At 73.6% G+C, this 22,366-nt stretch carries 22 protein-coding genes; 7 read left to right on the top strand and 15 right to left on the bottom strand.

Translation table 11 applies throughout. From position 1 onward, the window contains the following. Positions 1–429, top strand: coding sequence for a MarR family transcriptional regulator (locus tag AB0C78_RS07390; protein WP_151540500.1), 429 nt, complete (start codon positions 1–3; stop codon positions 427–429). A 72-nt stretch (positions 430–501) separates the two neighbouring features. On the opposite strand, the gene AB0C78_RS07385 is transcribed toward AB0C78_RS07390, so the two are convergent. Both AB0C78_RS07385 and AB0C78_RS07380 read right to left on the bottom strand, forming a co-directional pair. Then, complete coding sequence (locus AB0C78_RS07385; protein ID WP_360743105.1) at positions 502–1,110, bottom strand: hypothetical protein; 609 nt, start codon at positions 1,108–1,110, stop codon at positions 502–504. Between the two features lie 149 nt (positions 1,111–1,259). Beyond that, positions 1,260–1,844, bottom strand: a complete 585-nt coding sequence (locus tag AB0C78_RS07380; RefSeq protein ID WP_360743102.1) for a hypothetical protein — start codon at positions 1,842–1,844, stop codon at positions 1,260–1,262. A 378-nt stretch (positions 1,845–2,222) separates the two neighbouring features. Here AB0C78_RS07380 and AB0C78_RS07375 point away from each other — a divergent pair, with 378 nt between their 5' ends. Then, on the top strand, positions 2,223–3,326 hold the full coding sequence (locus AB0C78_RS07375; RefSeq protein ID WP_360743099.1) for a helix-turn-helix domain-containing protein: 1,104 nt from the start codon (positions 2,223–2,225) through the stop codon (positions 3,324–3,326). A 31-nt stretch (positions 3,327–3,357) separates the two neighbouring features. On the opposite strand, the gene AB0C78_RS07370 is transcribed toward AB0C78_RS07375, so the two are convergent. Both AB0C78_RS07370 and AB0C78_RS07365 read right to left on the bottom strand, forming a co-directional pair. Continuing rightward, entirely contained in the window at positions 3,358–4,368 is a 1,011-nt protein-coding gene (locus tag AB0C78_RS07370) for a nitronate monooxygenase (protein ID WP_360743096.1), read from the bottom strand. After that, the gene (locus AB0C78_RS07365; protein WP_360743093.1) at positions 4,365–4,760 is read right to left on the bottom strand and encodes a hypothetical protein; all 396 of its coding nucleotides are present in this window, start codon (positions 4,758–4,760) and stop codon (positions 4,365–4,367) included. The genes AB0C78_RS07370 and AB0C78_RS07365 overlap by 4 nt, the downstream gene beginning before the upstream one ends. Before the next feature lie 53 nt (positions 4,761–4,813). Between AB0C78_RS07365 and AB0C78_RS07360 the strand changes: the two genes are divergently transcribed. Beyond that, positions 4,814–5,746: a 2-hydroxyacid dehydrogenase gene (locus AB0C78_RS07360; protein WP_360743090.1), complete on the top strand. Its 933-nt coding sequence runs from the start codon at positions 4,814–4,816 to the stop codon at positions 5,744–5,746. Between the two features lie 26 nt (positions 5,747–5,772). On the opposite strand, the gene AB0C78_RS07355 is transcribed toward AB0C78_RS07360, so the two are convergent. The 4 genes from AB0C78_RS07355 to AB0C78_RS07340 form a co-directional block, all read right to left on the bottom strand. Continuing rightward, the gene (locus tag AB0C78_RS07355; RefSeq protein ID WP_360743087.1) at positions 5,773–6,867 is read right to left on the bottom strand and encodes an NAD(P)-dependent alcohol dehydrogenase; all 1,095 of its coding nucleotides are present in this window, start codon (positions 6,865–6,867) and stop codon (positions 5,773–5,775) included. 12 nt (positions 6,868–6,879) lie between these two features. Next, positions 6,880–8,127, bottom strand: a complete 1,248-nt coding sequence (locus tag AB0C78_RS07350) for a cytochrome P450 (protein ID WP_360743084.1) — start codon at positions 8,125–8,127, stop codon at positions 6,880–6,882. Positions 8,128–8,363: 236 nt separating this feature from the next. Beyond that, positions 8,364–9,134, bottom strand: coding sequence for a crotonase/enoyl-CoA hydratase family protein (locus tag AB0C78_RS07345; protein ID WP_360743081.1), 771 nt, complete (start codon positions 9,132–9,134; stop codon positions 8,364–8,366). 1 nt (position 9,135) lies between these two features. Then, the gene (locus AB0C78_RS07340; protein ID WP_360743078.1) at positions 9,136–10,902 is read right to left on the bottom strand and encodes an acyl-CoA dehydrogenase family protein; all 1,767 of its coding nucleotides are present in this window, start codon (positions 10,900–10,902) and stop codon (positions 9,136–9,138) included. A 112-nt stretch (positions 10,903–11,014) separates the two neighbouring features. On the opposite strand from AB0C78_RS07340, the gene AB0C78_RS07335 reads away from it, so the two are divergent. Continuing rightward, the gene (locus tag AB0C78_RS07335; protein WP_151540489.1) at positions 11,015–11,746 is read left to right on the top strand and encodes a PaaX family transcriptional regulator C-terminal domain-containing protein; all 732 of its coding nucleotides are present in this window, start codon (positions 11,015–11,017) and stop codon (positions 11,744–11,746) included. A 70-nt stretch (positions 11,747–11,816) separates the two neighbouring features. Here the strand turns inward: AB0C78_RS07335 and AB0C78_RS07330 are convergent, their stop codons facing one another. Continuing rightward, positions 11,817–12,530 carry an SDR family oxidoreductase gene (locus tag AB0C78_RS07330; protein WP_360743073.1) on the bottom strand — a complete coding sequence of 238 codons (714 nt, stop codon included), beginning with the start codon at positions 12,528–12,530 and terminating at the stop codon, positions 11,817–11,819. Positions 12,531–12,612: 82 nt separating this feature from the next. On the opposite strand from AB0C78_RS07330, the gene AB0C78_RS07325 reads away from it, so the two are divergent. Together AB0C78_RS07325 and AB0C78_RS07320 are read left to right on the top strand one after the other, a co-directional pair. Beyond that, the gene (locus AB0C78_RS07325; protein ID WP_360743070.1) at positions 12,613–13,008 is read left to right on the top strand and encodes a helix-turn-helix domain-containing protein; all 396 of its coding nucleotides are present in this window, start codon (positions 12,613–12,615) and stop codon (positions 13,006–13,008) included. Between the two features lie 34 nt (positions 13,009–13,042). Then, positions 13,043–14,461 (top strand): amino acid permease, encoded by a 1,419-nt coding sequence (locus AB0C78_RS07320; RefSeq protein WP_360743067.1) that lies wholly within the window; start codon positions 13,043–13,045, stop codon positions 14,459–14,461. Here AB0C78_RS07320 and AB0C78_RS07315 read toward each other — a convergent pair. From AB0C78_RS07315 to AB0C78_RS07300, 4 genes are all read right to left on the bottom strand, one after another. Beyond that, entirely contained in the window at positions 14,448–14,867 is a 420-nt protein-coding gene (locus AB0C78_RS07315) for a thioesterase family protein (RefSeq protein ID WP_360743064.1), read from the bottom strand. The genes AB0C78_RS07320 and AB0C78_RS07315 overlap by 14 nt on opposite strands. Before the next feature lie 138 nt (positions 14,868–15,005). After that, a complete protein-coding gene (locus AB0C78_RS07310; protein ID WP_360743061.1) occupies positions 15,006–15,638 on the bottom strand; it encodes a superoxide dismutase in 633 nt (210 codons plus the stop codon). Between the two features lie 71 nt (positions 15,639–15,709). Beyond that, a complete protein-coding gene (locus tag AB0C78_RS07305) occupies positions 15,710–19,102 on the bottom strand; it encodes a DUF4132 domain-containing protein (protein WP_360743058.1) in 3,393 nt (1,130 codons plus the stop codon). A gap of 42 nt (positions 19,103–19,144) precedes the next feature. Further along, positions 19,145–19,780 (bottom strand): MBL fold metallo-hydrolase, encoded by a 636-nt coding sequence (locus AB0C78_RS07300; protein WP_360743055.1) that lies wholly within the window; start codon positions 19,778–19,780, stop codon positions 19,145–19,147. A gap of 141 nt (positions 19,781–19,921) precedes the next feature. On the opposite strand from AB0C78_RS07300, the gene AB0C78_RS07295 reads away from it, so the two are divergent. Continuing rightward, entirely contained in the window at positions 19,922–20,401 is a 480-nt protein-coding gene (locus tag AB0C78_RS07295; protein ID WP_360743052.1) for a MarR family winged helix-turn-helix transcriptional regulator, read from the top strand. Between the two features lie 19 nt (positions 20,402–20,420). Here AB0C78_RS07295 and AB0C78_RS07290 read toward each other — a convergent pair whose 3' ends face one another. Together AB0C78_RS07290 and AB0C78_RS07285 are read right to left on the bottom strand one after the other, a co-directional pair. Next, the gene (locus tag AB0C78_RS07290; RefSeq protein WP_360743049.1) at positions 20,421–21,347 is read right to left on the bottom strand and encodes a LysR family transcriptional regulator; all 927 of its coding nucleotides are present in this window, start codon (positions 21,345–21,347) and stop codon (positions 20,421–20,423) included. A gap of 11 nt (positions 21,348–21,358) precedes the next feature. Beyond that, a complete protein-coding gene (locus AB0C78_RS07285) occupies positions 21,359–22,312 on the bottom strand; it encodes an EamA family transporter (protein ID WP_360743046.1) in 954 nt (317 codons plus the stop codon). Between the last annotated feature and the right edge of the window lie 54 nt (positions 22,313–22,366).

The following is a 22,366-nucleotide window of genomic DNA, read 5'->3' as shown; positions in this document are numbered from 1 at the left end:
ATGAGCACCGATCCGGAGTTCGCCGCCACCGCCGAGCGGGAGCTGTGCGGGCTGGTGACCGGGCTGTCCCGGCAGATCGAGGAGCACGTCCGCGAGCGCGCCGCGACGCTCGGGCTCACCGGCCCCCAGGCCACCGCGCTCCGCGAGCTGACCGGGCCGATGACGATGCGCGACCTCGCCGACCGGATGAGCTGCGAGCCGTCCAACGCCACGTTCGTCGTCGACAAGCTGGAGAAGCGCGGCCTCGTCGAGCGCCGCCCGCACCCGCAGGACCGCCGCGCCAAGCAGCTCGTCCTCACCCCGGACGGCACCGACCTGCGCGCGCGCCTGCTCGAACTGCTCGCGAAGGACTCGCCCCTCGGCGGCCTCGGCCAGGACGAACTCGGCGCGCTCCAAGACCTCCTCCTGCGCGCCCGGCAGCCGCACTGACCACCCCCGTTCACCTCCCGAACGCGCCGAGCCGACCCGGCTGGCCGCCGTCCTCCTTGACGGCACCCCGTCTCAGGCGCCGTGGGCGCGGCGCCGGTAGTAGGCGAACGTGACGGCCGCGAGCAGCGGCCCCCAGGCGACCAGCGGGATGTAGGCGACGACGGCCAGGGCGCCCTGCCAAGTGTGGACGTTCAGCGGCGAGTCGGCGGTGAGCCGTTCGCCCGTGAGGTTGCGGCCGACCGCCAGCATCGCGACCGCCCACGTCCACAGGCTCGTCAGGATGGCCGCGCCGATCGCGCCCGGGACGACCGCGGCGAGCGTCGGCACGCGGCGTCCGCGCAGGAACGGCACCCACCTCGGGAACACCTCGCCCCACGTCGACACGAGCCCGACCGCGGTGAACGCCAGCAGCTCCGAAAGGACCGACAGCAGCACCACGTACAGCTCGATCGGCATCCAGGCCGGCAGGTTGCCGCTCTCGTCGCCGCCCGTGTCCCGGACGATCGGCAGGTGCAGCGCGACGGCCGCGATCCGCCACAGGCTGGACGGCAGCACGGCGAGCGGCACGATCAGCGCGGCGGTCCGCGCCCAGCGCGGCGTCCCGGCGGCGGGCGCGTGCGCGGAGGCCCATATGGCTTGCAGCCGCCGGGGGCGCGCGGCGGCAACAGCGGAATCAGTCATGCCTCGACGGTCGCGCGCGCACCCCCCGCCGCACCTCCCCCGGCGGCACGACCCGCCTCCCCCACGGGAGGGAAACCGCCACCGCGCCGCAGGGAAGGGCGAGGCCCGGCCGGAGTGGGGCGCACCGGCCGGGCCTCTGAGGGGAGCGGTCAGGTGATGTTCTTCGGGCGGTACGCCTTGTACTGGCTGCCCTTGGCCAGCCCGTAGGTGCGGGTGCGGTGGTCCGTGCCGTAGTGGCCCCGCTGCTCGTAGGCCCAGTAGGCCGTGTGCTTGCTGCTCGTCCACTTCTCGAAGATGACGACGTGCCGGGTGGTGTTGCTCCCGATCGCGTCGATCACGAGGTCGCCCATCTTGAGCTGCGACATCGAGATCCGCTTGCTGTAGGTCGAGGACGCGAGGCCGACCGTGTTCGGGCCGGGCTTCGGCAGCCGCAGCGCCATGGACGCGTAGCCCGAGCAGTCGGTGCGGTAGCCGCCGTGGGTCTTGGACTGGCTGTAGGGGACGCGGCTGCTCGTGTGCGGGTGCCAGGTCTTGGCCCGGGCGATGACCTGCGCGCGGGTCACCTTCGGGACGGACGCGACCGCGACGGTCGCGCCGGCGTCGGCCTGCAGCCGCGCGCCCTGCGGCGCCGCGGAGTGCTCGGCGGGGGACGTCAGCCCGATCAGCCCGGCGGCGGTGCCGGCGGCGAGCGCGAGGGAGCCGGCCCCGATGAGGATGGCCCGAGGGGAAGCCATTGATGAACCTCCGTGAATGGTCGTTGAATTGCGTCCGCGAGGACGCCGTGAGCGGGTTTCGTCGATCGACCCGGCAGACGTTAGGGACCGTTCTGCGGAGGTGCGGAGGCCTTGCGGCCAGGTTGGGACAAAGAGACACGGGCAAGGCTCTGACCAGCAGAGACACCCCTCCGGACGGGACGCGGGCGGGACAGCCGGGCCTTTGCGGGACACCGCTGCCGATCACCCTTGGTGCGCATTCGGGAACGCACGGCGACGATCGCGGTTCCGGCCATTCCAGCGGCCGGACTGGGCATAATGGTCCGCCGCGACGGAGAGTGCCGGGCGTTGCCCGCGGCCCATTGCGGGCCTGCGGTCCGACCTGCAGGAGATGCACCGATGAGCCGAAGCCGCCCGCCGGCCCCACTGCCCGACGACCTGCCGGACGCGGTCCGCGTCCTGCTCACCGAGCTGCGCGAGCTGCGCACGGCGTCCGGGCACGACCTGCGCTCCCTGGAGCGCCGGACGCACGCCAGCCGGTCGTCGTGGAGCCGCTGGCTCGGCGGGGAGACCTTCGTGCCGCGCACCGCCGTCACGGCGCTGGCGCAGCTGTGCGGCGGGGACCGGCATCGCCTGGAGGCCCTCTGGGACGTCGCCGATCAGGCCCGCGAGGCGGCCGCCGCGTCCGGAACGCCCGACGTCGCGCCGACGGCCGCGCCGCCCGGCGAGCTGACCACGCCGCCCGCGCCGACCGCGCCGACCGCGCCGACCCGCGAAACGACCCCGCCGCACGGCGAGACGGCCGTGCCCGACGACGAACCGGCAGCGCCCGGCAGCGCGACGCCTACGCCGACCACGGGCGGGTCGCCTGAATCGTCAGGCTCCTTGCCGCCGGTGCCGAGGAGGCGTGGTCCGAAGATGGTGCTCATCGGTGCCGTGGCGGGATGCGTGCTCGTCTCCGGGGCCGCCGGCGTGCTGCTCGGGACGACGCTGCGCACCAACGCGCAGGAGACCCCGCACGGGCCCGCGCGCGCGTCCGCCTCGCCCGCGCGCGCTACCCACGCCACCGTCCACGCGATCTACCGGCACGAGGTCGTCGCGCGCGCGCAGAACTGGCATCCGCACGCGCCGGGCCGCGTGCCCTACGACCAGGCGGCCAGCTACCAGGGCTACCGGGCCGACGGGTCGGGGTACGCGTCCATGGCGCTCGGGTTACCGGCGCCCGGCCCCAACTCGGCCGCGCTGCTGGCGTCCTACTGCGACCGGATTCCGCCCGCGCGGCTCGGGCCCGGCGACCTCGTCGTCAACGCGACCGGTGGCCCGGACGCCCGCGAGGTCATGATCTTCGAGCGGTGGACCGGCCCGTCCCGCACCGCCTACTGGGCGTACCAGCAGCGCCGCGGCTACGGCACCGACCACCTCGTGCGCGGCGCCGGCCTCACCCGCGACGGGCGCCACGTCGCCTGCCATCCGCGCAACCTGCGGGACGACCCGGTCGGCTGACGCGACCGGGAAAGGCGAGCGCGGCCGCGGCTCAGAGGCGGGACGCCAGGTGCCCGACCAGGTCGGCGGCCGGGCTCTCGGCGGCGGCGCGGAACGCGGTGCCGGCCCACAGGTTGACGATGTCCGGGTCGCCCTGCGCGGCGGCGGCCTTGCGGAGCGGCGACGTCACGTAGTGGACGTCCGGGTAGGCGGCGGGCGCGCCGGCGGAGTGCTCGGTGAGGAACCGGTTGACCAGGCCGCGCGCGGGCCGTCCGCTGAACGCCCTGGTCATCGCGGTGGACGTGAAGCGGGGGTCGGCGAGCGCAGCCTTGTGCAGGGCGCTCGCGCCGCTCTCGGGGCAGCGCAGGAAGGCCGTCCCGAGCTGGGCGGCGACGGCACCCAGCGACAGGATCCCGGCGACGTCGTCCGGGGTGCCGAGGCCGCCTGCGGCGATGACCGGACGGTCCGTGATGGCGAGGACGTCGCGGAGCAGGTCGCGGAGCGAGAGCGCGCCGTCGAAGGTGTTGGTGAACGAGCCGCGGTGCCCGCCCGCCTCGGTGCCCTGCGCGCACAGCGCGTCGGCGGCCGACGCGAGCCGGGCCTCCTCGGCGGTCGTCACGGTGACGACCACGGTGACGCCGCGCTCCTGGAAGGCGCGGATGACGGCGCCGTCCGGGCAGCCGAACGTGAAGCTCACGACGGCGGGCGGGGCGGACAGCAGGTCGGCGATCTTGGCGTCGTAGGCGTCGTCGCGGGCCGCCGGGGTGCCGGGGTCGACGCCGAGCCGCCGCGCCTCGGGCGCGAGCGCGTCGCGGTACGCGGCGACGGCGGCGGGGTCGATGTCGTCGTGCGACGGCATGAAGAGGTTCACGCCGAACGGGCGGGACGTCAGCGCGCGCGCCCGGTCGATGTCGGCGCGCATGGCGCCGGCCGTCTTGTAGCCGGCGCCGAGGAACCCGAGCCCGCCCGCGTCCGACACGGCCGCGGCGAGCTCCGGCGTGGACGGCCCGCCCGCCATCGGCGCCTGGACGATCGGCAGGTCGGGAAGCCAGGATGCCGTCATACCGGTTCCCTTTCCGGGGCGCGGCGGACCAACCACCGCCAGCGCGGCTGCTCGAACACGACGACCGCCGCGCACAGCACCGTCACCGCGATGGCGACGGGCACGGGCCAGGCGGCCCAGGACGCGGCGACGGCCGCGGCGAGCTGGAGGAGCACCAGCCCGATCGTCACGGCGCCGGGCACCGGGACCATCACGCGGGCCTTGTCGCCGGGCGTGGAGAACACGGTCGGCAGGCCGATCAGGACGACGTCGGCGAGCACCGCGAGGACGATCGAGTGCGGCGCGAGGGCCCAGGGCGCGGCGACCCAGGCGATGATCTCGGCGAGGAAGCGGAGCGCGGAGGCGGCGCGTCCGTCGGGGGCGGCCCCTCCGGGGCTCGCGGTATGCGTCACGATCGGAAAGATAGCCCGCGGAACACCGGTCGCGGCGACTGGGTTCGGCGAACGTGAACCGACCGAGAGGGACCAGGATGCGGGTGCTGCTGCACTACGACATGGACCACACCGAGCCCGGCCTGGACATCGTCTCCTGCTCCGAGCAGGACGACGCCCGCTTCCACGAGCTGCTGCCGGACACCGAGGTCATCTGGCATGTGCTGCGCCCGCTGACCGCCGCCGACATGGACCGGGCGCCGAAGCTGAAGCTGATCCAGAAGCTCGGCACCGGGGTGAACACGATCGACCTGGACGCCGCCGCCGAGCGCGGGATCGCGGTCGCGAACATGCCGGGCCGCAACGCGCAGGCCGTCGCGGAGACGAGCCTGCTGCTGATGCTCGCGGCGCTGCGCAAGCTGGTCGCGTTCGACGCGCGGACGCGGCGCGGCGAGGGCTGGCCCGCCGCCCGGTCGCTGGTCGGCGGCGAGCTGAAGGGCCGGACCGTCGGGCTGCTCGGCGGCGGCGAGATCGCGGGGCTGCTGCGCGGGATGCTGGAGGCGGTCGGCGCCCGCGTCCTGTACACCTCGCGGCGGCCGCGCCGCGACGACCCGTCCTGGCGGGAGCTGGACGACCTGCTGCGGGCGAGCGACGTGCTGTCGGTGCACATCCCGCTGACCGACGAGACGCACCACCTCCTCAACGCCGAGCGGCTCGCGCTGCTGCCGCCCGGCGCCGTCGTGGTGAACACGGCGCGCGGCGCGGTGATCGACGAGTCCGCGCTGGTCGCGGCACTGGCGTCCGGACATCTCGGCGGCGCCGGCCTGGACGTGTTCGAGCGCGAGCCGGTCGATCCGGGGAACCCGCTGCTCGCGCTCGGCAACGTCGCCGTGATGCCGCACGTCGCGTGGCTGACCGGCGAGACGTGGGACCGGTACTTCGAGGTCGCGGCGGAGAACTGCCGCCGCCTCGCCTCCGGCCGCGACCTCCTCCACCGCGTCGTCTAGGGGATACCGCGCCGTCTAGGGGATGTCTAGGGGATCAGGACGGGCTTGACGACCTTGCCGGACGTCGTGTCCGCCTCCGCCTGGTTGATCTGGTCGAGCGGGTAGGTCTCGATGAGGCGGTCGAAGGGGAACACGCCCTTGCGCCACAGGTCGATCATCATCGGGATGAAGGTGTGCGGGACGGCGTCGCCCTCGATGATGCCCTTGACCGTCCGGCCCATGAGCAGCAGGTTCGGGTCGAGCCGGTACTCCTCGGACCCGACGCCGACGAGGCCGCAGACGCCGGTGGTGCGCAGCGACGCGACGGCCGCCGACACCACGGACGGGACGGCGGTCGTGTCGAAGGAGTACTGGACGCCCTCGCCGCCCGACAGCGCCCGGATCCGCCCGGCGATGTCGTCGTCGGCGCCGTTGATCGTGTGGGTGGCGCCGAGCTCGCGGGCCAGGTCGAGGCGCGCGTCGTTCAGGTCGACCGCGACGATCGTGGTGGCGCCCGCGACCTTCGCCGCCATCACCGCCGCGAGCCCGACCGCGCCCGCGCCGAACACCGCGAGGCTGTCGCCGGCCCGCACGCCGAGCGAGATCAGCACCGACGCGGCGCCGGTCTGCACGCCGCAGCCGAGCGGGCCCAGCTTCTCGATCGGCACGTCCTTGGTCACCGGGACCACGTTCTGCACCGTGCCGAGCGCGTGCGACGCGAACGACGACTGCCCGAACCACCGGTTGCCGACCGCGTTCCCTTCGGCGTCGAGGGCGCGGGGCGTGCCGTCCAGCGGCACCGCGATCATGTTCAGCGCGGCCATCTGCGGGCACGCGCCGGGCTTGGCGTCCCGGCAGTTCGCGCACGTCCCGCACGAGTCGAACGACATGACCACATGGTCGCCCGGGGTGACGCCGGCGACGCCCGGCCCCACCGCCTCGACCACCCCGGACCCCTCGTGCCCGAGGATCACCGGCTTGCCGACCAGGTCGCCCGGCACCCGGCCGAGCAGGTCGGTGTGGCACATCCCGACGCCCGCGATCCGGACGACGATCTCGCCCGGCCCGGGGTCGGCGAGCTCCACGCGCTCGATCGCGTAGGGGGCGTCTGCGGCGCGCAGCACCGCGGCGTCGATCTGCACGAGGGCGTCCTCTCAGGCCAGCGAGTAGCGGACGGGCAGCCGCTTCAGGCCGCCGACGAACGTGGTCGCGATGCTCTCCGCCGGGCCCGCGAGCTCGATCGAGCCGAGCCGCGGCAGCAGCTCCTCGAAGAAGGCGCGGACCTCGATGCGGGCCAGCGCCGCGCCCAGGCAGTAGTGCACGCCGAACCCGAACGCCAGGTGCTTGTTCGGGTCGCGGCCCACGTCGAACGCGAACGGGTCGTCGAACACGTCCTCGTCGCGGTTCGCGGAGGGGTAGGACAGTAGCACCGCGTCGCCCTCGCGGATCGTCGTGCCGCGCAGCTCGTAGTCGCGGGTCGCGGTCCGCATGAACTCCTTCACCGGCGTGACCCAGCGGATCATCTCGTCCACCGCGAGCGGCATCAGCTCCGGGTTCTCGGTGAGCCGTTTCCGCTGGTCGGGGTGCTCGATGAGGGCCTGCAGGCCGCCCGCGATCGTCGCGCTGGTCGTGTCGTGCCCGGCCGTCGCGATGATGACGTAGTACGACGCGGTGTCGAAGTCGTTGAGCGGCTCGCCGTCGATCCGCGCGTTCGCGATGGCGGACGCGAGGTCGTCGGTCGGATGCTTGCGGCGCTCCTCCGTCAGCCCCTGGAAGTACGCGAAGAAGTCCAGCAGGACCTGCAGCTTCTCCTCGTTCGACTGGCCGCGCTGCAGCTCGTCGTCGTCGCCGCCGAACAGCTCCTGCGTCAGCTTCAGCATCCGGTCGAAGTCGCTCTCCGGCAGGCCGAGCAGCGACAGGATGACGTACAGCGGGAAGTGCACCGCGACCTGCCGCGCGAAGTCGCACTCGCCGCCGAACTCCACCATCCGGTCGACGTACCGCTTCGCCAGCTCCTTCACCCGCGGCTCCAGCGCCCGCATCGCGCGCGGCCGGAACCAGTCCGCGCCGATCGCCCGGATGACCCGGTGGTCGGGGTCGTCCATGTGGATCAGCGTGCGCAGCGCGATGCCCTGCTCGGCGCGCTGCCGGTTCAGCTCGTCGAACTCGGCGGTGCCGAGCAGCGGCCGGGGCGCGTTCAGGAAGATCTCGTGGTTCCGCTCGATCTCCAGCACGTCCGCGTGCTTCGTGATCGCCCAGAAGGGCGTGTAGTCCGGCGCCTCCACCCACCGCACCGGCGACTCGCGCCGCAGCAGCGCGAGCGCCTCGTGCAGCCGCGCGTCGTCGGCGTACGCCTTCGGATCCGCGAGCGCCCGGCCCGCCTCGTCCACCGTCAAGGTCATGTGTTCCGGCTCCTTTTATTGCACCGCCCTCGGCGGTCGGGCGTTGAACGCCCTCCCTTCAACGGGCGCTGCGGCGATCGCTGCATCGCTCCGGCTCGCCCAGGGGCTCGCTGCGCGATCGGATTCTCGCAAGCTCGAATCCGGCTTCGCTCGCGATCGCAACGCTCGGGTGGTTGGAAGTCGAGCTTAGAACGCCGTGGGCGTGACCGTAAGTGCTGGGTTACTCGCGGGCGCCATTAGCCCAGGTCAGTGAAGTCTCCGTGGCGGCCTTGGCCGGCGGTGAATCTTCCGGCGCCTTCGAGGGCGTCTTGCAGGGAGCCTAGGCCGTGGCGGTACTCGACGGCGAGCGCCTCGTCCTCCGGCAGGCCCTCGGCGTCCAGCACGGACATGCGGTCGTTGCGCAGGCACGCCTGCGGGAACCGGGCGAGGTCCGCCGCCAGCTCCTCCGCCGCCTCCCGGGACGTCCCCGGCGAGACGAGCCGGTTCGCGAGGCCGATGTCGAACGCCTCCCGCGCGCCGACCGGACGGCCCGTGAGGATCAGGTCCATGGCGCGGCTCGTCCCGATGAGGCGCGGCAGCCGGAACGTCCCGCCGTCCACCAGCGGGACGCCCCAGCGGCGGCAGTACACGCCGAACGTCGCGTCCTCCTCGACGACCCGCAGGTCGCACCAGAGCGCCAGCTCCATGCCGCCCGCGACCGCGTGCCCCGCGACGGCCGCGATCACCGGCTTCGACAGCCGCATCCGGGTGCAGCCGAGCGGGCCGTCGGCGGGCGGCGCGTCCACCCGCGGGCTCCGCTCGGTGCCGATCGACTTCAGGTCGGCGCCCGCGCAGAACGTCCCGCCCTCGCCCCACAGGACGGCGACGCTCGCGTCCGGGTCGGCGTCGAAGGCGCGGAACGCCGCCGCGAGCTCGTCCGCGGTCGTCCCGTCCACGGCGTTGCGCGCCTCCGGACGGGACATGATCACGGTCGTGACGGGCCCGCGGCGCTCGGTCCTTACCGGCATCTCACTCCCCCACGTGGACGAACGCGCCGTCCGCGAGGTCCTTGAAGCGGTCGAGGTCCTCGGCCGGCGCGTCGATCGCCCGCAGCGGGCCCGCGTCGGCGAGGTGCCTGCGAGCATAGAGGCGCGCGACGAGCGCCTTGCGGTCGGCGCCCGAGTCGGCGCGTTCCCAGCTGGCCTGCTCCAGCAGCAGCGCCGCCGCATAGACGTCGGCCATGTACTGGGCGAGCGGGTACAGGCGCGCCTCGGCGGTGCTGCGGTCGAGGCCGCGCCACTTCCCGATCGCCTCGCGGACGTGCCCGATCCGCGCGGACACGAGGTCGGCGGTGGCATCGTCGCCGCCGGGCGCGTTCGCGACGGCCTCGGTGAGCCGGTCGAGGAACGGCTCGTGCGCGTCGTTGCGTTCGATGGCACGGCGGACGTCCAGGCACAGGATGTTGTCGCCGCCCTCCCAGATCGGGTTGACCTGCGCGTCCCGCAGGATGCGGGCGACCGGCCACTGCTCGATGTACCCGTTGCCGCCGTGGATCTCGATCGCGTCGCTCGCCGCCGTCACGCCGAGCCGCGCGGCGCGCAGCTTGATGAGCGCGGCGCCGATCCGCAGCCGGGGCTTGCCGAGGTACCCGTCGAACACCAGCGCCTGGACGGCCTCCGTCTCGACGATCATCTCGGCGAGCTTGCGGCGCATCAGCGGCTGCTCGTCCAGCGCCGCCCCGAACGCCTCGCGCGCCCGCGTGTAGCAGAGCGACTCCACCAGCGACCGGCGCGCGCAGCCGAGCCCCATCATCGAGATGCCGAGCCGCGCGCCGTTCGTCAGCTCCATCATCCGCGCGAGGCCCTTGCCGTCCCCGCCCTCGCCCGCGCTCGACGCCGGGGCCAGCAGGAACGCCTCCGCGTCGGTGAACTCGATCTCCGCGGACGCCACCGACCGGGTGCCGAGCTTGTCCTTCAGCCGGCGGATCCGCACCCCGTTGCGCGCCCCGTCCCGCCGCTCACGCAGCACCAGGAACGGCGCGATGCCGCGCACCCCGTCCACCGCGCCCTCCGGCTTGGCGAGGACGACGAACGCCGACCCGTTCGCGTTCGACGCGAACCACTTGAACCCGTTGAGCCGCCACGCGTCGCCGTCCCGCGTCGCCGTCGACTCCAGCGCCCCGAGGTCGGAGCCGCCCGACCGCTCGGTGAGCATCTGCGCGGCCTCGCCGGAGAACGCGCCCGCCGCGAAGATCTCCCGGACGCGCTCCTTCACCTCGTCCGGCGCGAACAGCTCGGTGAGCCCGACGACCATGTCGCCGCCCGTGCCGAGCGCGCACGCCATGCCGATGTCGGCCTGGTCGAGCAGGTAGCTCCAGGCGACGCCGAGCGGCGCCGGGTCCACGCCGTTCGCCTTCGCCTCGGCGATGAAGTCCGGCCGGGTGAACGACGTCGCCACCAGCTCCCGCCGGGACGCCTCGAACGAGCCCGGCATCACGACCTCGCTGATGTCGCGGCCCCACCGGTCGTACTTCTCCAGCCGCGGCGGGTTCCGGTCGGTCTCCTCGGCCCACGCGTTCACCGGGCCGCCCATGAGCGCGCCCAGCTCGCGCAGCCGCGGCTCCGCCCAGCCGAAGCCGTCGCCGAGGTGGCGCCGCATCAGGAAGCGCAGCGTCGGGTCGCAGTCGTACCAGTTGAGGCCCGCCGCCCCCTGGTAGCGCTCCGTCGCGTACCGGCGGGCCTTGTCCGCGCCGCCGAACGGGAGCCGGTCGAACGGCTCGGTCAGGTAAGAGGCCATGCCCCGGACATTACGCTTCTTTGTCACGTGATGGAAGACTGTAATCTCACCGGTGTCCGCACCCGGACGGCGCGCCCCGCCGGGCCCGCACCGGATAAAGTCCGCAGCAGCCATGGACACGCTCCAGATCCGCCCCCTCACCGCGCGCTCGGTCGTGCTGAGCACCCTGCTGGGCGTCCACCCGCCCCGCCTCGCCGCCCGCCACCTCGTCCGCGTCGGCGACCTGTTCGGCATCGCCGAGGGCACGATCCGCGTCGCGCTCTCCCGCATGGTCACCTCCGGCGACCTCGTCCAGACCGACGGGAAGTACGCCCTCACCGACCGGCTCCTGCGGCGCCAGGCCCGCCAGGACGAGAGCCGCCGCCCCCGCACCCGCCCCTGGGACGGCACCTGGGAGATCGCCGTCATCACCGCCGAGCGCCGCCCCGCCGCCGACCGCGCCGCCCTCCGCCAGGCCATGTCCGCGCTGCGGCTCGCCGAGCTGCGCGAGGGCACCTGGCTGCGCCCCGCCAACCTCGACCGGCCCCGCACCGAGACCGTCGTCCGCCAGTGCACCTTCCTCGAAGGCCGCCCCGAGCAGGACCCCGCCGTCCTCGCCCGGACGCTCTGGGACCTCGACGGCTGGGCCGCCACCGCCGAGGCGCTCCGCGCGTCCCTCACCGGCGCCGGCACCATCGCCGAGCGCTTCACCCTCGCCGCCGCCGCGCTCCGCCACCTGCTCCACGACCCGATCCTGCCGCCGGAACTCCTCCCGCCCGGCTGGCCCGGCGACGCCCTCCGCACCGGCTACGAACGCTTCGAGACCGACTTCGCCCGCCTCCTCACCAGCGAACTCCAGCCCTGACCACCGCGCCCGCCGCCCGCTCACGGCCCCGCGCCCGCCGCCCGCTCACGGCCCCGCTCACGGCGCCCGCTCACGGCGCGGCGAGCACCCGGAACCCCGCGTCGACCGGGATGCGCGCGCCCGCCACCGCGGGCAGCGACCCGTCCACCACCGCGGCGATCACCGCCGCCACGTCGTCCGGCTCCACCATCCGCCCCAGCACCGACCGTCCGGCGAGGGCCTCCTCGATCTCCGGCGTCCGCGCGGCCGACGACCCCTCGGTGCGCACCGCGGCCGGCGCGACCACGTTGACCGCCACCGGGCTCGCCTCCGCCGCCACATGCCGCGCGAACGCGTCCAGCGCCGCCTTCGCCGTCGTGTGCGCGCCGGTCATCGGCCGCGTGAGGTCGGCGCTCAGGCTCGACACGTAGACGATCCGTCCGTGCGCCGGCATGTCCGGCAGCACGGCCTGGGTCACGTGGTACGCGGCGGCGAGCTCGCCCTCCACCTTCCCGATGAACGCCTCCCACGGCAGCGACCGCACCGGCCCGAACGACGGGTCGATGTTCGCGTTGCACACCAGCGCCGTGACCGGCCCGCACGCCGCCGCGAGCGCCGCCACCTCCGCCGGGTCGCGGACGTCCGCGCGTATCGCCGTCCCGCCGGTCTCCGCGGCGACGGCCTCCGCCGACGCCTCGTCGCGGAGGTAGTTGACGACCACGCGGTATCCGCGGCGGGCGAGTCTCCTTGCGGTGGCGGCGCCGATGCCACGGCCCCCACCGGTCACGAGCGCGACTGGTTCCATGCCGGCCACGCTAGGAGACAGGGCTAACCTTTCGAAAGTACGTACCTATAGGTAAGCCCATGCCGCGAGAGTTGGTGCCCTGATGGACGACGTCTTCCGCCGCGACTGCCCCGCCCGCGTCGTCCTCGACCACGTGACCCGCCGGTGGGGCATCCTCGTCCTCACCGCGCTGGACTCCTCCGACCTGCGCTTCTACGAGCTCCGCGACCGCATCGAGGGCGTCAGCGAGAAGATGCTGTCGCAGACCCTGCGCACCCTCGTCCGCGACGGCCTCGTCCTGCGCACGGTGGAGCCGACCGTCCCGCCCTCGGTCACCTACGCCCTGACCCCGCTCGGCCGCGGCATCACCGTCCCCCTCCGCGGCCTGACCGGCTGGATCCGCGACCACGCCGCCGAGATCATCACCGCCCAGCACACCTACGACACCGCCTCCGCCGAGAACGGCAGCGGGTTTGGGGGGCGCGGGGTGGGCACATGATCTTCCGTGGCGACGGTGCCTGGGAGGTGGCTGCATGCCTTCGGTCCTGGACGGGATGGTCCGGCGGAAGCCGATCGAGCAGATCGAGGACGAGTCGGGGGGTGCGGGCCTCACCCGGACGCTCGGGCTGTGGCAGCTGACCGCGATCGGGGTCGGCGGCATCATCGGCGCGGGGATCTTCTCGCTGGCCGGGGCGGTCGCCAACGAGAAGGCCGGGCCGGCGGTGCTGATCTCGTTCCTGGTCGCGGGGGTGGCGAGCGCGGCGGCGGCGTTCTCGTACGCGGAGTTCGCCGGGCTGATCCCCAAGGCGGGGTCGGCGTACACGTACGGGTACGCGGTGCTCGGCGAGTTCACCGGGTGGGCTATTGGCTGGGACCTGCTGCTGGAGTACACCGCGATCGTGGCGGTGGTCGCGATCGGGATATCCGGCTACTTCGACGACCTGCTCGGCTTCATGCACGTCCACCTGCCGCTGTGGATGAGCGGGGCGCCGGGCACCGAGCCTAAGGGCGTGGCGGACGGCAGCTACAAGGTCAACCTGTTCGCGGCGCTGCTGTGCCTGCTGATCGCGTGGGTGCTGAACCTCGGGATGCGGAACGCGGCGCGGTTCGAGACCGCACTGGTGTACCTGAAGGTCGGGATCGTCCTGCTGGTGATCGTGGTCGGCGTCTTCAAGATCCGGAGCGGGAACTACTCGCCGTTCTTCCCGTTCGGCCTGTCCGGCGCGTTCACCGGGGCCGCGACGGTGTTCTTCGCCGTGTTCGGCTACGACGCGATGAGCACCGCGGCGGAGGAGTCGCAGGAGGCGCGCAAGCACATGCCGAAGGCGATCATCTACTCGCTGGCGATCTCGATGATGCTGTACGTCGCGGCCTGCCTGGTGCTGACCGGGATGGTCGACTACCGGAGCATCAACCCGGACGCGGCGTTCTCCTCGGCGTTCAAGTCGGTGGGCCTGAACACCGTCGGGATCATCATCGCGGTCGGCGCGATCCTCGGCGTCCTGACGGTGCTGTTCACGTTCATGATGGGCGCGACGCGGGTGTGGTTCTCGATGAGCCGGGACGGGCTGCTGCCCGGCTGGTTCGCCCGGACGCACCCGGTGCGGCACGTGCCGACGCGGATCACCTGGATCCTCGGCGCCGCGTCCGCGGTGATCGCGGGGTTCCTGCCGATCGCGGAGGCGGCGGAGCTCACCAACATCGGGATCCTGCTGGCGTTCATCGTGGTGTGCGTCGCGGTGATCGTGCTGCGCTACCGGCGTCCCGAGCTGCCGCGGGAGTTCCGGACGCCGGGGATGCCGGTCGTCCCGGCCGTCGGGATCGTGTTCTCGGTCTGGCTCATCACGTTCCTGGAATGGCAGACGTGGGTGCGGTTCGCGGTGTGGTTCCTGGTCGGCTGCGTCATCTACTTCGCCTACAGCCGCCGGCATTCGCTGCTCAACCGGGGGTGACGACCAGCTTGGACATCTCGGTGCGCATCGGCTCGGCGATCGGCACCGGGCGGCGGGTCTCGCGGTCGACGAAGACGTGGACGAAGTGGCCCTCGGCGATGAGCGCGTCGTCGGACGCCCGGTACATGCCGATCTCCCAGCGGACGCTGGAGGTGCCGAGCTTGCCGATCCGCAGGCCGAGCCGGATCGTGTCCGGGAACGACACCTCGGCCTTGTACTGGCAGTGCGACTCCACGCACAGCGCGATCGACGGCGCGTCCAGCGGCGCGAACCCCGCCTTGCCGATCATCCACTCGTTGATGGCGGTGTCCATCAGCGAGTAGTGCACGGCGTTGTTGACGTGGCCGTAGACGTCGTTGTCCTTCCAGCGCGTCGGCACGCTCACCTGGTGCGGGTAGTCGCTCATCACGCGCGCCAGTCTATGTACCCGCTGGTAACACGCGGCACGGCGCCCTCCAGGCCGCAAGGAAAGGGTTCTGAGCACGATCCCGGCCTGGAGAGCGCCGTGGTCCCCGGCGCCCGCGGCGCCTACGCCGCGCGGGCCCTACGCCGTGCGGGCCTTGTCGAAGCGGGCCTTGTCGAAGCGGGCCCTGTCGAAGCGGGCCTTGACGTCCGTCCAGTTCACGAGCGACCAGAGCTTCTCGACGTAGTCCGGACGCACGTTGCGGTACTGCAGGTAGTACGCGTGCTCCCACGCGTCGAACACCAGCAGCGGCGTGGTGTTCATGCCCACGTTCCCGTGGTGGTCGTAGACCTGCTCGACGACGAGGCGCTCGCCGAGCGGCTCCCACGCGAGCACGCCCCACCCGGACCCCTGGACGGTGGACGTCGCGGCCGTCAGCTGCTTCTGGAACGCCTCGAACGTCCCGAAGTGCTCGCCGATCGCGGCGGCCAGCTCGCCGTCCGGGCGGTCGCCGCCGTCCGGCGACAGGTTGTCCCAGAAGATCGAGTGCAGGACGTGCCCGGACAGGTTGAACGCGAACGTCTTCTCCAGGCCGACCAGCCCCCCGAACTGCTCCTTGTCGCGCGCCTCGGCGAGTCTCTCCAGCGTGTCGTTGGCGCCCTTGACGTAGGCGGCGTGGTGCTTGGAGTGGTGCAGTTCGAGGATCTCCCCGGTGATCGCGGGCTCCAGCGCGGCGTAGTCGTACGGCAGGTCGGGCAGCGTGTAGTCGGCCATGCCGCCACTATTGCAAATGAGTCGCAGTTACGTCCAGCACGCAACAAGCGCGCCGCCCGACCCGCCGGGGATCAGCGCGAGGTCGCCTCCTCGAGGTCGGCGATCACCTCGGAGGCGGTCACCGGGTCCAGCTCGCCGAAGCGGTACGGCCCGCCTTCGAGGCCGAGATGGGAGAAGTGCTCGGGAGCCGGGTCGGCGCCGATCCAGACCGCCTCGAACGTCTGGTCCCCCGAAGCGCGCACGTCGCCCGCGTACAGGCCCGTCGCCAGCGTGACGACGACGTACCGCCGGTCCGCGACCGGGCGGACCATGCAGTCGATCCCGCCGTCGGAGTTGACCGGGCCCCGGTGCCAGCCGCGCCGCTCCAGCCCGAGCACGTTGCCGAACGGGACGGTCGCGTTCTCGAACCGCGCCAGCCGCCCGCCGGCCCTCTCCTCCTCGGTGAGGGCGTGCACGACCCGTCCGAGCTGCGGGAACGGCTGCGTGATCTCGTAGTCGGCGAAGACTCCGGACCAGTCGTCGAGCGCGTCCCCGAGGTGCAGCGGATGGGCGATGCCGATGGCGGCACCGTCCGGCAGCGCGACGGCGGTGTCGGTGACGTCCGCGCAGGTGCGGTCCTCGGCGAGCCGGAACGCGGTCGCCGTGCCGCCGTGCTCCGCGAGCCAGACCAGGCGCCGGGCGATATGCCACACCAGCGGATGCCGCACGAAGAACGCGGTGAACTCGTCCGGCGTCCACCGGCGGCCCGTCGTCATCGCCAGTTCCAGGCGCCGGAGCTGGAGGCCCGCGATCGCGCGGACGTCCTTCTTCAGGTCCATGTACCGCCGGTGCGCTGCGGGGGCAAGTGCGGGGTCGTCCCGCACACCGGGCTTGGGCGGGTCCGCCCGCCATCCGCCGTTCTCGTCGAGGACGTAGGGGCGCAGCGTCTCGTCGAAGCCGGCGGTGAACCGCCGCGGCCCGTAGTCGAGGACGAGCGTGCCTGCTGCGTCCAGGCCGAAGTCGGGGACCAGCCGGTCGCCGAGCTGCTCGGGGGTGAGGCCGCGAGCAGCCGCGATCTCCTCGATCTTCTCCTGCGCGCGCTGCTTGAGGCCCTTGTACCGGGCCTTCTGGGAGATGGCGTGGAGCTCGCGCAGGGCGAGGTCCGTCCCGATCCGGGCGAGGACGTCGAGCCCGCGCACCGCGTGATGGTGGCCGCCCTCCCCCGGCCAGGCGCGGATCAGGGGCACCAGCTCGCGCACGACCTCGTCGTCGCCGAGCCGTCCGAGGACGGTGAAGCGCCACGCGTCCTTCGGCGCCGCGCCGTCCTCCCGCCAGCCGCGGAACAGCGCCCAGCCGAACGCGGCGAGCGACCGCTCGTCGCACGCGTCCAGGACGCCGTCGAGCCCGGGCTCCGCCTCGTCCGACGCGGACATCGCCAGCAGGGTGAGCAGGTGCCGGACGGCCGGGACGGGCAGCGCCCGCTCGCCGCCCCGCAGCAGCACCTGGGGAAGCGCCTCGGCGTTCACGGTGGACTCCGGGGCCTTCTTCCGGGGAACCAGGTCCTCCGGGTCGCCGGACAGTACCGACTTCACGGCGGCGACGGCCTGCTCGCCGTGCGGGCGCGCGGCGTCGACCACCGCGTCCTCGCCCTCGCCGCCCGCGACGAAGTGGAGCGCGTACTCGGCGGCGGTGCGCGCCCGCCCGGCCTTGCCGAGGGCCGCGGGGAGCAGGTAGGGCAGCGCCGCCCGGCCGTGCCGGGCGAACCAGGCGGCCGCCGGCTCCCGGGCCCCGGCGACGCGCAGCAGCCAGCCGGCCATCGCCTCGGCGACCTCGGCGTCCAGGAACGGCAGCAGCAGCTCGGCGCCGCGCGCCGGGCGGGCGCGGGCGAAGCTCAGCGCGACCGGGAGCGCGTCGAGGCCGAAGCGGGCGATGATCGGCCGGAGCCAGTGGTCCGGGCTCCACGCGTTGCGCGTGCCGAGCCCACGCTGGTTCCAGTCGCCGGGCCGCCACTCGCGCAGCGCCGGACGGACCAGCTCCTCCGGCCCCTTCGCCAGCATCGCGCCCTGCCAGTACAGCTCCCGCTCGACCGGGTGCAGCGCCACGCCCGCGCGGATGTTCGCGATCCGCTTCTCCCAGGTCGGGTCCACCGCGGCCGTCGGCCGGACGGCGTGGATCGTCACGCCGCCCCCGCCGGGGTCGGCGATCGGCGTGGCCAGCCAGGCGTCGCGTTCGCCGGGCTCCCACACGACGTCCCGCCGCTCGGGGACGGCGAGGCCCTTCACGACCACCGGCTTGCGTTTCGGCTGCGTGCGGGCCCACGGCGGATCGATCAGGAGGCGGGGCAGCTCGTCGGCCGAGGCCTCGGGGACCCGGCCGTCCGCCGCGGTCAGCTTCTCCACGACCGCGCGGGCCTCCGCCGGGAGATCCGGCGGGGCGGGCACGGCGCCGCTGCGCAGATGGTCGGCCAGCAGTTCCCCGGCCGTGGCGTCGCCCGCGGCCGCCGCCGTCGCCAAGACGCGGACCGCGCGCGCCGGGAACCGCCGCATCGTGTCGCGCAGCGCGGCGCGCATGTGCGTGTTCCCGCAGCGCGCCAGCATGAGCCGGAACGCCTCGTCGCTCGGCAGCCGGCCCAGCGCCTCCAGCAGCCCCTTGCGGCGCGGCGCGCTGTCGTGGTGGTGGTCGAACGCCTCGGCCATGAACGGCGCGATGGCAGGACCCACGCCCTCGGCCAGCGTGACGAGGTTCGCGATCGAGTAGCAGTCGGAGACCGAGATGCGCGCCGCGGCGCCCAGGATCTTCAGGTGCTCGGCCGATCCCAGGGACCGCAGCAGCAGCTCCCTCGGCACCGTGTGCTCCGGGAGGGCACAGCATTCGGCGACCCAGTCCAGCTCCGTCGGGACGAGGTAGGCGGCGACCATCCGGCGCATCGGCGTCGTGCGCAGCCCGGCGAGCACCTCGACGGCCTCGCGGTACGCGGCGTCGTCGGCGCCGGCCAGCACCGTCCGGAGCCGCTTGGCGGCATCCCCGAGCTGGTACTCGTTGAAGCTCGGGGCGTCCAGCGCGACCACACCGCCCTTGGCGGTGCCGTAGGCGCTGCCGGACGCAACGCCGACCCGCTCGACGAAGGCCCGGACGGCGAACGGCAGCCCGTACGTCGTGATCCAGGCGTCCAGGAACCGGACGGTCGCCTCGCCCGTATGGGTCTCCGACTCCGGGACGACCGCGACCACCGCCGCGCCCAGCGGATCCGGCTTGCCGGCGAGATGCTCCCGTGCCGCCGCCGCGAGGGCCGGGTCGGTCTTGGCGTGGCTCAGCGCCGTCTCGATCCCGGCCGCGTAGGGGGCGACGACCTCCGCCTCGGGCGTCCTGGAGATCTCGGTCTTCGGCCCGGGGTGGCCGCCGCGCCGGGGATGCAGGTGCCGCTTCCAGGACCGCGGGACCTCCAGGACGTCCTCGCCGGGCGGCGGGGGGCTCTTTTTGATCATGCCCGGACACCGTAGTGGAGGGCGCCGACATCCCCCGCCGGTTCAGAGTTCGCGGGCGTCCCCCGGCGCGAGGAGCGCCATCTCCAGGCCGGTCAGGCCGTTCAGCATCGCGGCGACCGAGTTCTGCCCCAGCTCGCTGAGCATCAGCTCGTGGATCTGCAGCAGGTGCGCCGGCCGGACGCCCCGGACGAAGTCGACGGCCTCGCCGACCTTCGTCCACGGCCCGCTGGTCGGCAGCAGCAGCGTGTCGACCGGGACGTCGGGGACGTGGTAGGCGTCGCCCGGGTGGTAGACCCGGCCGTCGATCAGGTAGCCGGTGTTGTCGACGATCGGGATGTCGGGGTGGATCACCGCGTGCCGCTCGCCGTGCACGGTCACCGCGAACTCCCCGATGTGCAGCGCGTCGCCGGACGCGACGGCCCGTACCCGCCCGCCGTGCTCGCCCAGCTTCCCGAGCACCGAGGCGGGACCGTAGACGTGCAGGTCGGGACGCTTGTCGAGGGCGGCGCCGAGCAGGGCGTCGTCGAAGTGGTCGAAGTGCTCGTGGGTGATCAGGACGGCGTCCGCGACGGCGACGGCGGCCTCCGCGTCCGGGGTGAACGTCCCCGGGTCGATGACGATCGTGGTGCCGTCCTTCTCCAGGACGACGCAGGCGTGGGCGTGCTTGGTCAGCTGCATCGGCGGCCTTCCTTCCATCAATCGCTCGGCGAACATCAGCTGCCCGGCGAACTCATACAGCAAAGGTGTACAGCTTCAACTGTACACCTTTGCTGTATAGACTGGCCGGGACGCCGCATCCCCCGGAGGCCGGAGGCCGCCATGCCGGACCACGAGCACCTCGCCGAGCGGCTGCGCACGTCCATCGGCGCGCTCGTCCGCACCACCCGGTCGCGGGCCGACGCGCTCGCCCCGCCGATCGCGCAGACGCTCGGCCTCCTCGACCGCGACGGCGAGGCGAGCATCGCCTCGCTCGCGCAGCGGCGCCGCGTCCGGCACCAGAGCCAGAGCCGGACGGTCAAGGACCTCGAAGACCTCGGCTACGTCCACCGGCGCCACGACCCGCACGACGGCCGGGGCCGCGTCATCGCGATCACGCCCGAGGGCCGCGCCGCCCTCGACCGCGACCGCCGCGCCCGCCGCGACCGGCTCGCCACCGCCATCGCCGCCGCCCTCACCCCGGCCGAACAGGACCTCCTCGCCGAACTCCCCGCCCTCCTGGACCGCCTGACCGCCCACGCCGCCGACCCCGCCCACGCCGCCGACACCACCGACCCGTCCGACGCCGGCGACCCGCGCTGACCCGGCGGCCGGCCCGAGGTCAGCCGCGGGGCGCGCCGGCGGCCGTGTCGTGGAGCAGTTCCAGCACGCGCCGCAGGTCGGGGCGCTTGCCGGTGCCCGCCCGGCTGACGGTGTAGATCGTCCGGGAGACGGGCTGGGCCAGGGGATGGAGGCTGACGGCGCCGGTCGTCTCCGGCAACGCCATGCGGGGGACCAGCGCGGCGCCCGCGCCCGCCGCGACCAGGGCGGTCAGCACGGCGAAATCGCTGCCGCAGGCACGGATGTCCGGGACGAATCCGGCGGTGCCGCAGGCTCGCTGGATCATCTCGTGGCAGGACGTCTCCGGCCCGGGCGCCAGCCACGGCACGTCCGCCAGAAGCGAGAGGTCCGCGGGCTGCCCGGCGGTCAGGTGCAGCGCGTCGGCCTGGGCGGGGTGCAGGGCGAGCAGCACCGGCTCCTCCATCAGGACGGCCTGCTCGCACGCGGCGGGGAAGTCGCGCGGCAGCACGGTGTAGCTGTGCACCAGAGCGAGGTCGGTGGAGCGTTTGCGCAGCTGGTCGAGGGCTTCGTCGGGCTCCACGACGGACAGCCGCAGCGAAGGGGCCTGCGAGGCGTCCGCGTCGGCCAGCCGCCGCCACAAGGGCGCGATGAGAGCGCGGGCGGCGGAGGGGAAGGCGGCGATCCGGACGATGCCCTGCCGGCCGGTCTGCAGGGCGGCCAGCCCCGACTCGGCCGCCGCCAGCTCCGCCAGGATGATCTCCGCATGCGCCACCAGCAGCTCTCCGGCCGCGGTCAGCCGGAGCGTGCGCCCGACCTTCTCCACCACGGGCGTGCCCGCTTCCTTCTGCAGGGCGGCGAGGTGTTGGGAGACCGCGGGCGGCGTCAGATGCAGGGCCTCGGCGGTGGCGGCGACGGTGCCATAGGCGGCCAGGTGTTGGAGGATCCGCAGACGGCGTACGTCGAGCACGGACGGGCTCCTTACTTGGATCGCTCGAATCGGGGTGGCTCCAAGTGTGTCCCGACGGCCTCGGGCTCGTCGCTTTCCGGGGCGTCGTCGGGGTCCGGAGCCGCCCCGCTCCGGTGGATGAGGATCACGCCCGCCGCGCTGACCGCACCGCCCGCCAGCTCGATCGGGTGGGGCACCTCGCCGAGCCAGACGAAGGAGACGATCAGCGCCACCGGCGGCACCAGGTACAGGGCCGCCGTGGAGGCCGCGAGCGGCAGGCGGGCGACGGCGTAGGCCCAGATCACGAAGCCGAGCGCGGACGGCAACAGGCCCAGGTAGAGGGCGGAGGCCAGCGCGTCCGCCGGTGCGTGGACGGCGGCGGGCCACGCGGCGGGGAGCAGGGGCAGCGCGAAGACGGTTCCCGCGACCATCGCGTAAGTGGCGACCTCCAGCCCGGTGTAACGGCGGAGCAGGGGCTTGGTCGCGAAGTGGTACGTCCCTTGGACGACGGCGGCGGCCAGGACGATGAGCGCCGAGACGGTGAACCCGCCGGCGCCCTCGGCCAGGCCGACCATGGCCGCGCCGGCGAGCGCGATGACGCTGCCGACGACGACGGTGCGGGTCAGCCGCTCCTTGAGGACCAGGCTGCCCAGCAGGACGCTGAACACGGGGGCGGTCGCGATCAGCAGGCTCGCGGTCCCGGCCTCCACCCGGACCTCGCCCCAGTTGAGCAGCGCCTGGTAGGCGGTGACGCCGGTGGCCCCGCACAGGGCGATCATCGGCAGGTCGCGGCGCCGGGGCGCGCGCACCTTCGCCAGCGGCGCCACCGCGCACAGCGCCATGGCCGCGACCACGATCCTCAGGAACGATAGGGCCGCCACGCCGAGGCCGTCGATGCCGACCCGGATGGCGGGGAAGGCCGAGGCCCACAGCACGACGGTGCCCGCCAGCGCGAGGAAGTGAGCGGAACCGAAGCGGGAGAGCATGCGGCCAACGTCCCGCACCCCAGAGCAAAGATCCAGTTACTTTTCATTGCGGGA

The organism is Actinomadura sp. NPDC048394 (assembly GCF_040651755.1).
In the GTDB taxonomy this organism is placed as follows: domain Bacteria; phylum Actinomycetota; class Actinomycetes; order Streptosporangiales; family Streptosporangiaceae; genus Spirillospora; species Spirillospora montaniterrae.
Note: the sequence above shows the minus strand (reverse complement) of the source record. Positions and strands in the feature narration are given on the sequence as shown.

Bases quoted from the DNA above. Each gene is read 5' to 3' on its own strand.
- AB0C78_RS07390 (WP_151540500.1), top strand. From the start codon at position 1: ATGAGCACCGATCCGGAGTTCGCCGCCACCGCCGAGCGGGAGCTGTGC.
- AB0C78_RS07385 (WP_360743105.1), bottom strand. From the start codon at position 1,110: ATGACTGATTCCGCTGTTGCCGCCGCGCGCCCCCGGCGGCTGCAAGCC.
- AB0C78_RS07380 (WP_360743102.1), bottom strand. From the start codon at position 1,844: ATGGCTTCCCCTCGGGCCATCCTCATCGGGGCCGGCTCCCTCGCGCTC.
- AB0C78_RS07375 (WP_360743099.1), top strand. From the start codon at position 2,223: ATGAGCCGAAGCCGCCCGCCGGCCCCACTGCCCGACGACCTGCCGGAC.
- AB0C78_RS07370 (WP_360743096.1), bottom strand. From the start codon at position 4,368: ATGACGGCATCCTGGCTTCCCGACCTGCCGATCGTCCAGGCGCCGATG.
- AB0C78_RS07350 (WP_360743084.1), bottom strand. From the start codon at position 8,127: ATGACCTTGACGGTGGACGAGGCGGGCCGGGCGCTCGCGGATCCGAAG.
- AB0C78_RS07345 (WP_360743081.1), bottom strand. From the start codon at position 9,134: ATGCCGGTAAGGACCGAGCGCCGCGGGCCCGTCACGACCGTGATCATG.
- AB0C78_RS07340 (WP_360743078.1), bottom strand. From the start codon at position 10,902: ATGGCCTCTTACCTGACCGAGCCGTTCGACCGGCTCCCGTTCGGCGGC.
- AB0C78_RS07335 (WP_151540489.1), top strand. From the start codon at position 11,015: ATGGACACGCTCCAGATCCGCCCCCTCACCGCGCGCTCGGTCGTGCTG.
- AB0C78_RS07330 (WP_360743073.1), bottom strand. From the start codon at position 12,530: ATGGAACCAGTCGCGCTCGTGACCGGTGGGGGCCGTGGCATCGGCGCC.
- AB0C78_RS07325 (WP_360743070.1), top strand. From the start codon at position 12,613: ATGGACGACGTCTTCCGCCGCGACTGCCCCGCCCGCGTCGTCCTCGAC.
- AB0C78_RS07320 (WP_360743067.1), top strand. From the start codon at position 13,043: ATGCCTTCGGTCCTGGACGGGATGGTCCGGCGGAAGCCGATCGAGCAG.
- AB0C78_RS07315 (WP_360743064.1), bottom strand. From the start codon at position 14,867: ATGAGCGACTACCCGCACCAGGTGAGCGTGCCGACGCGCTGGAAGGAC.
- AB0C78_RS07310 (WP_360743061.1), bottom strand. From the start codon at position 15,638: ATGGCCGACTACACGCTGCCCGACCTGCCGTACGACTACGCCGCGCTG.
- AB0C78_RS07305 (WP_360743058.1), bottom strand. From the start codon at position 19,102: ATGATCAAAAAGAGCCCCCCGCCGCCCGGCGAGGACGTCCTGGAGGTC.
- AB0C78_RS07300 (WP_360743055.1), bottom strand. From the start codon at position 19,780: ATGCAGCTGACCAAGCACGCCCACGCCTGCGTCGTCCTGGAGAAGGAC.
- AB0C78_RS07295 (WP_360743052.1), top strand. From the start codon at position 19,922: ATGCCGGACCACGAGCACCTCGCCGAGCGGCTGCGCACGTCCATCGGC.
- AB0C78_RS07285 (WP_360743046.1), bottom strand. From the start codon at position 22,312: ATGCTCTCCCGCTTCGGTTCCGCTCACTTCCTCGCGCTGGCGGGCACC.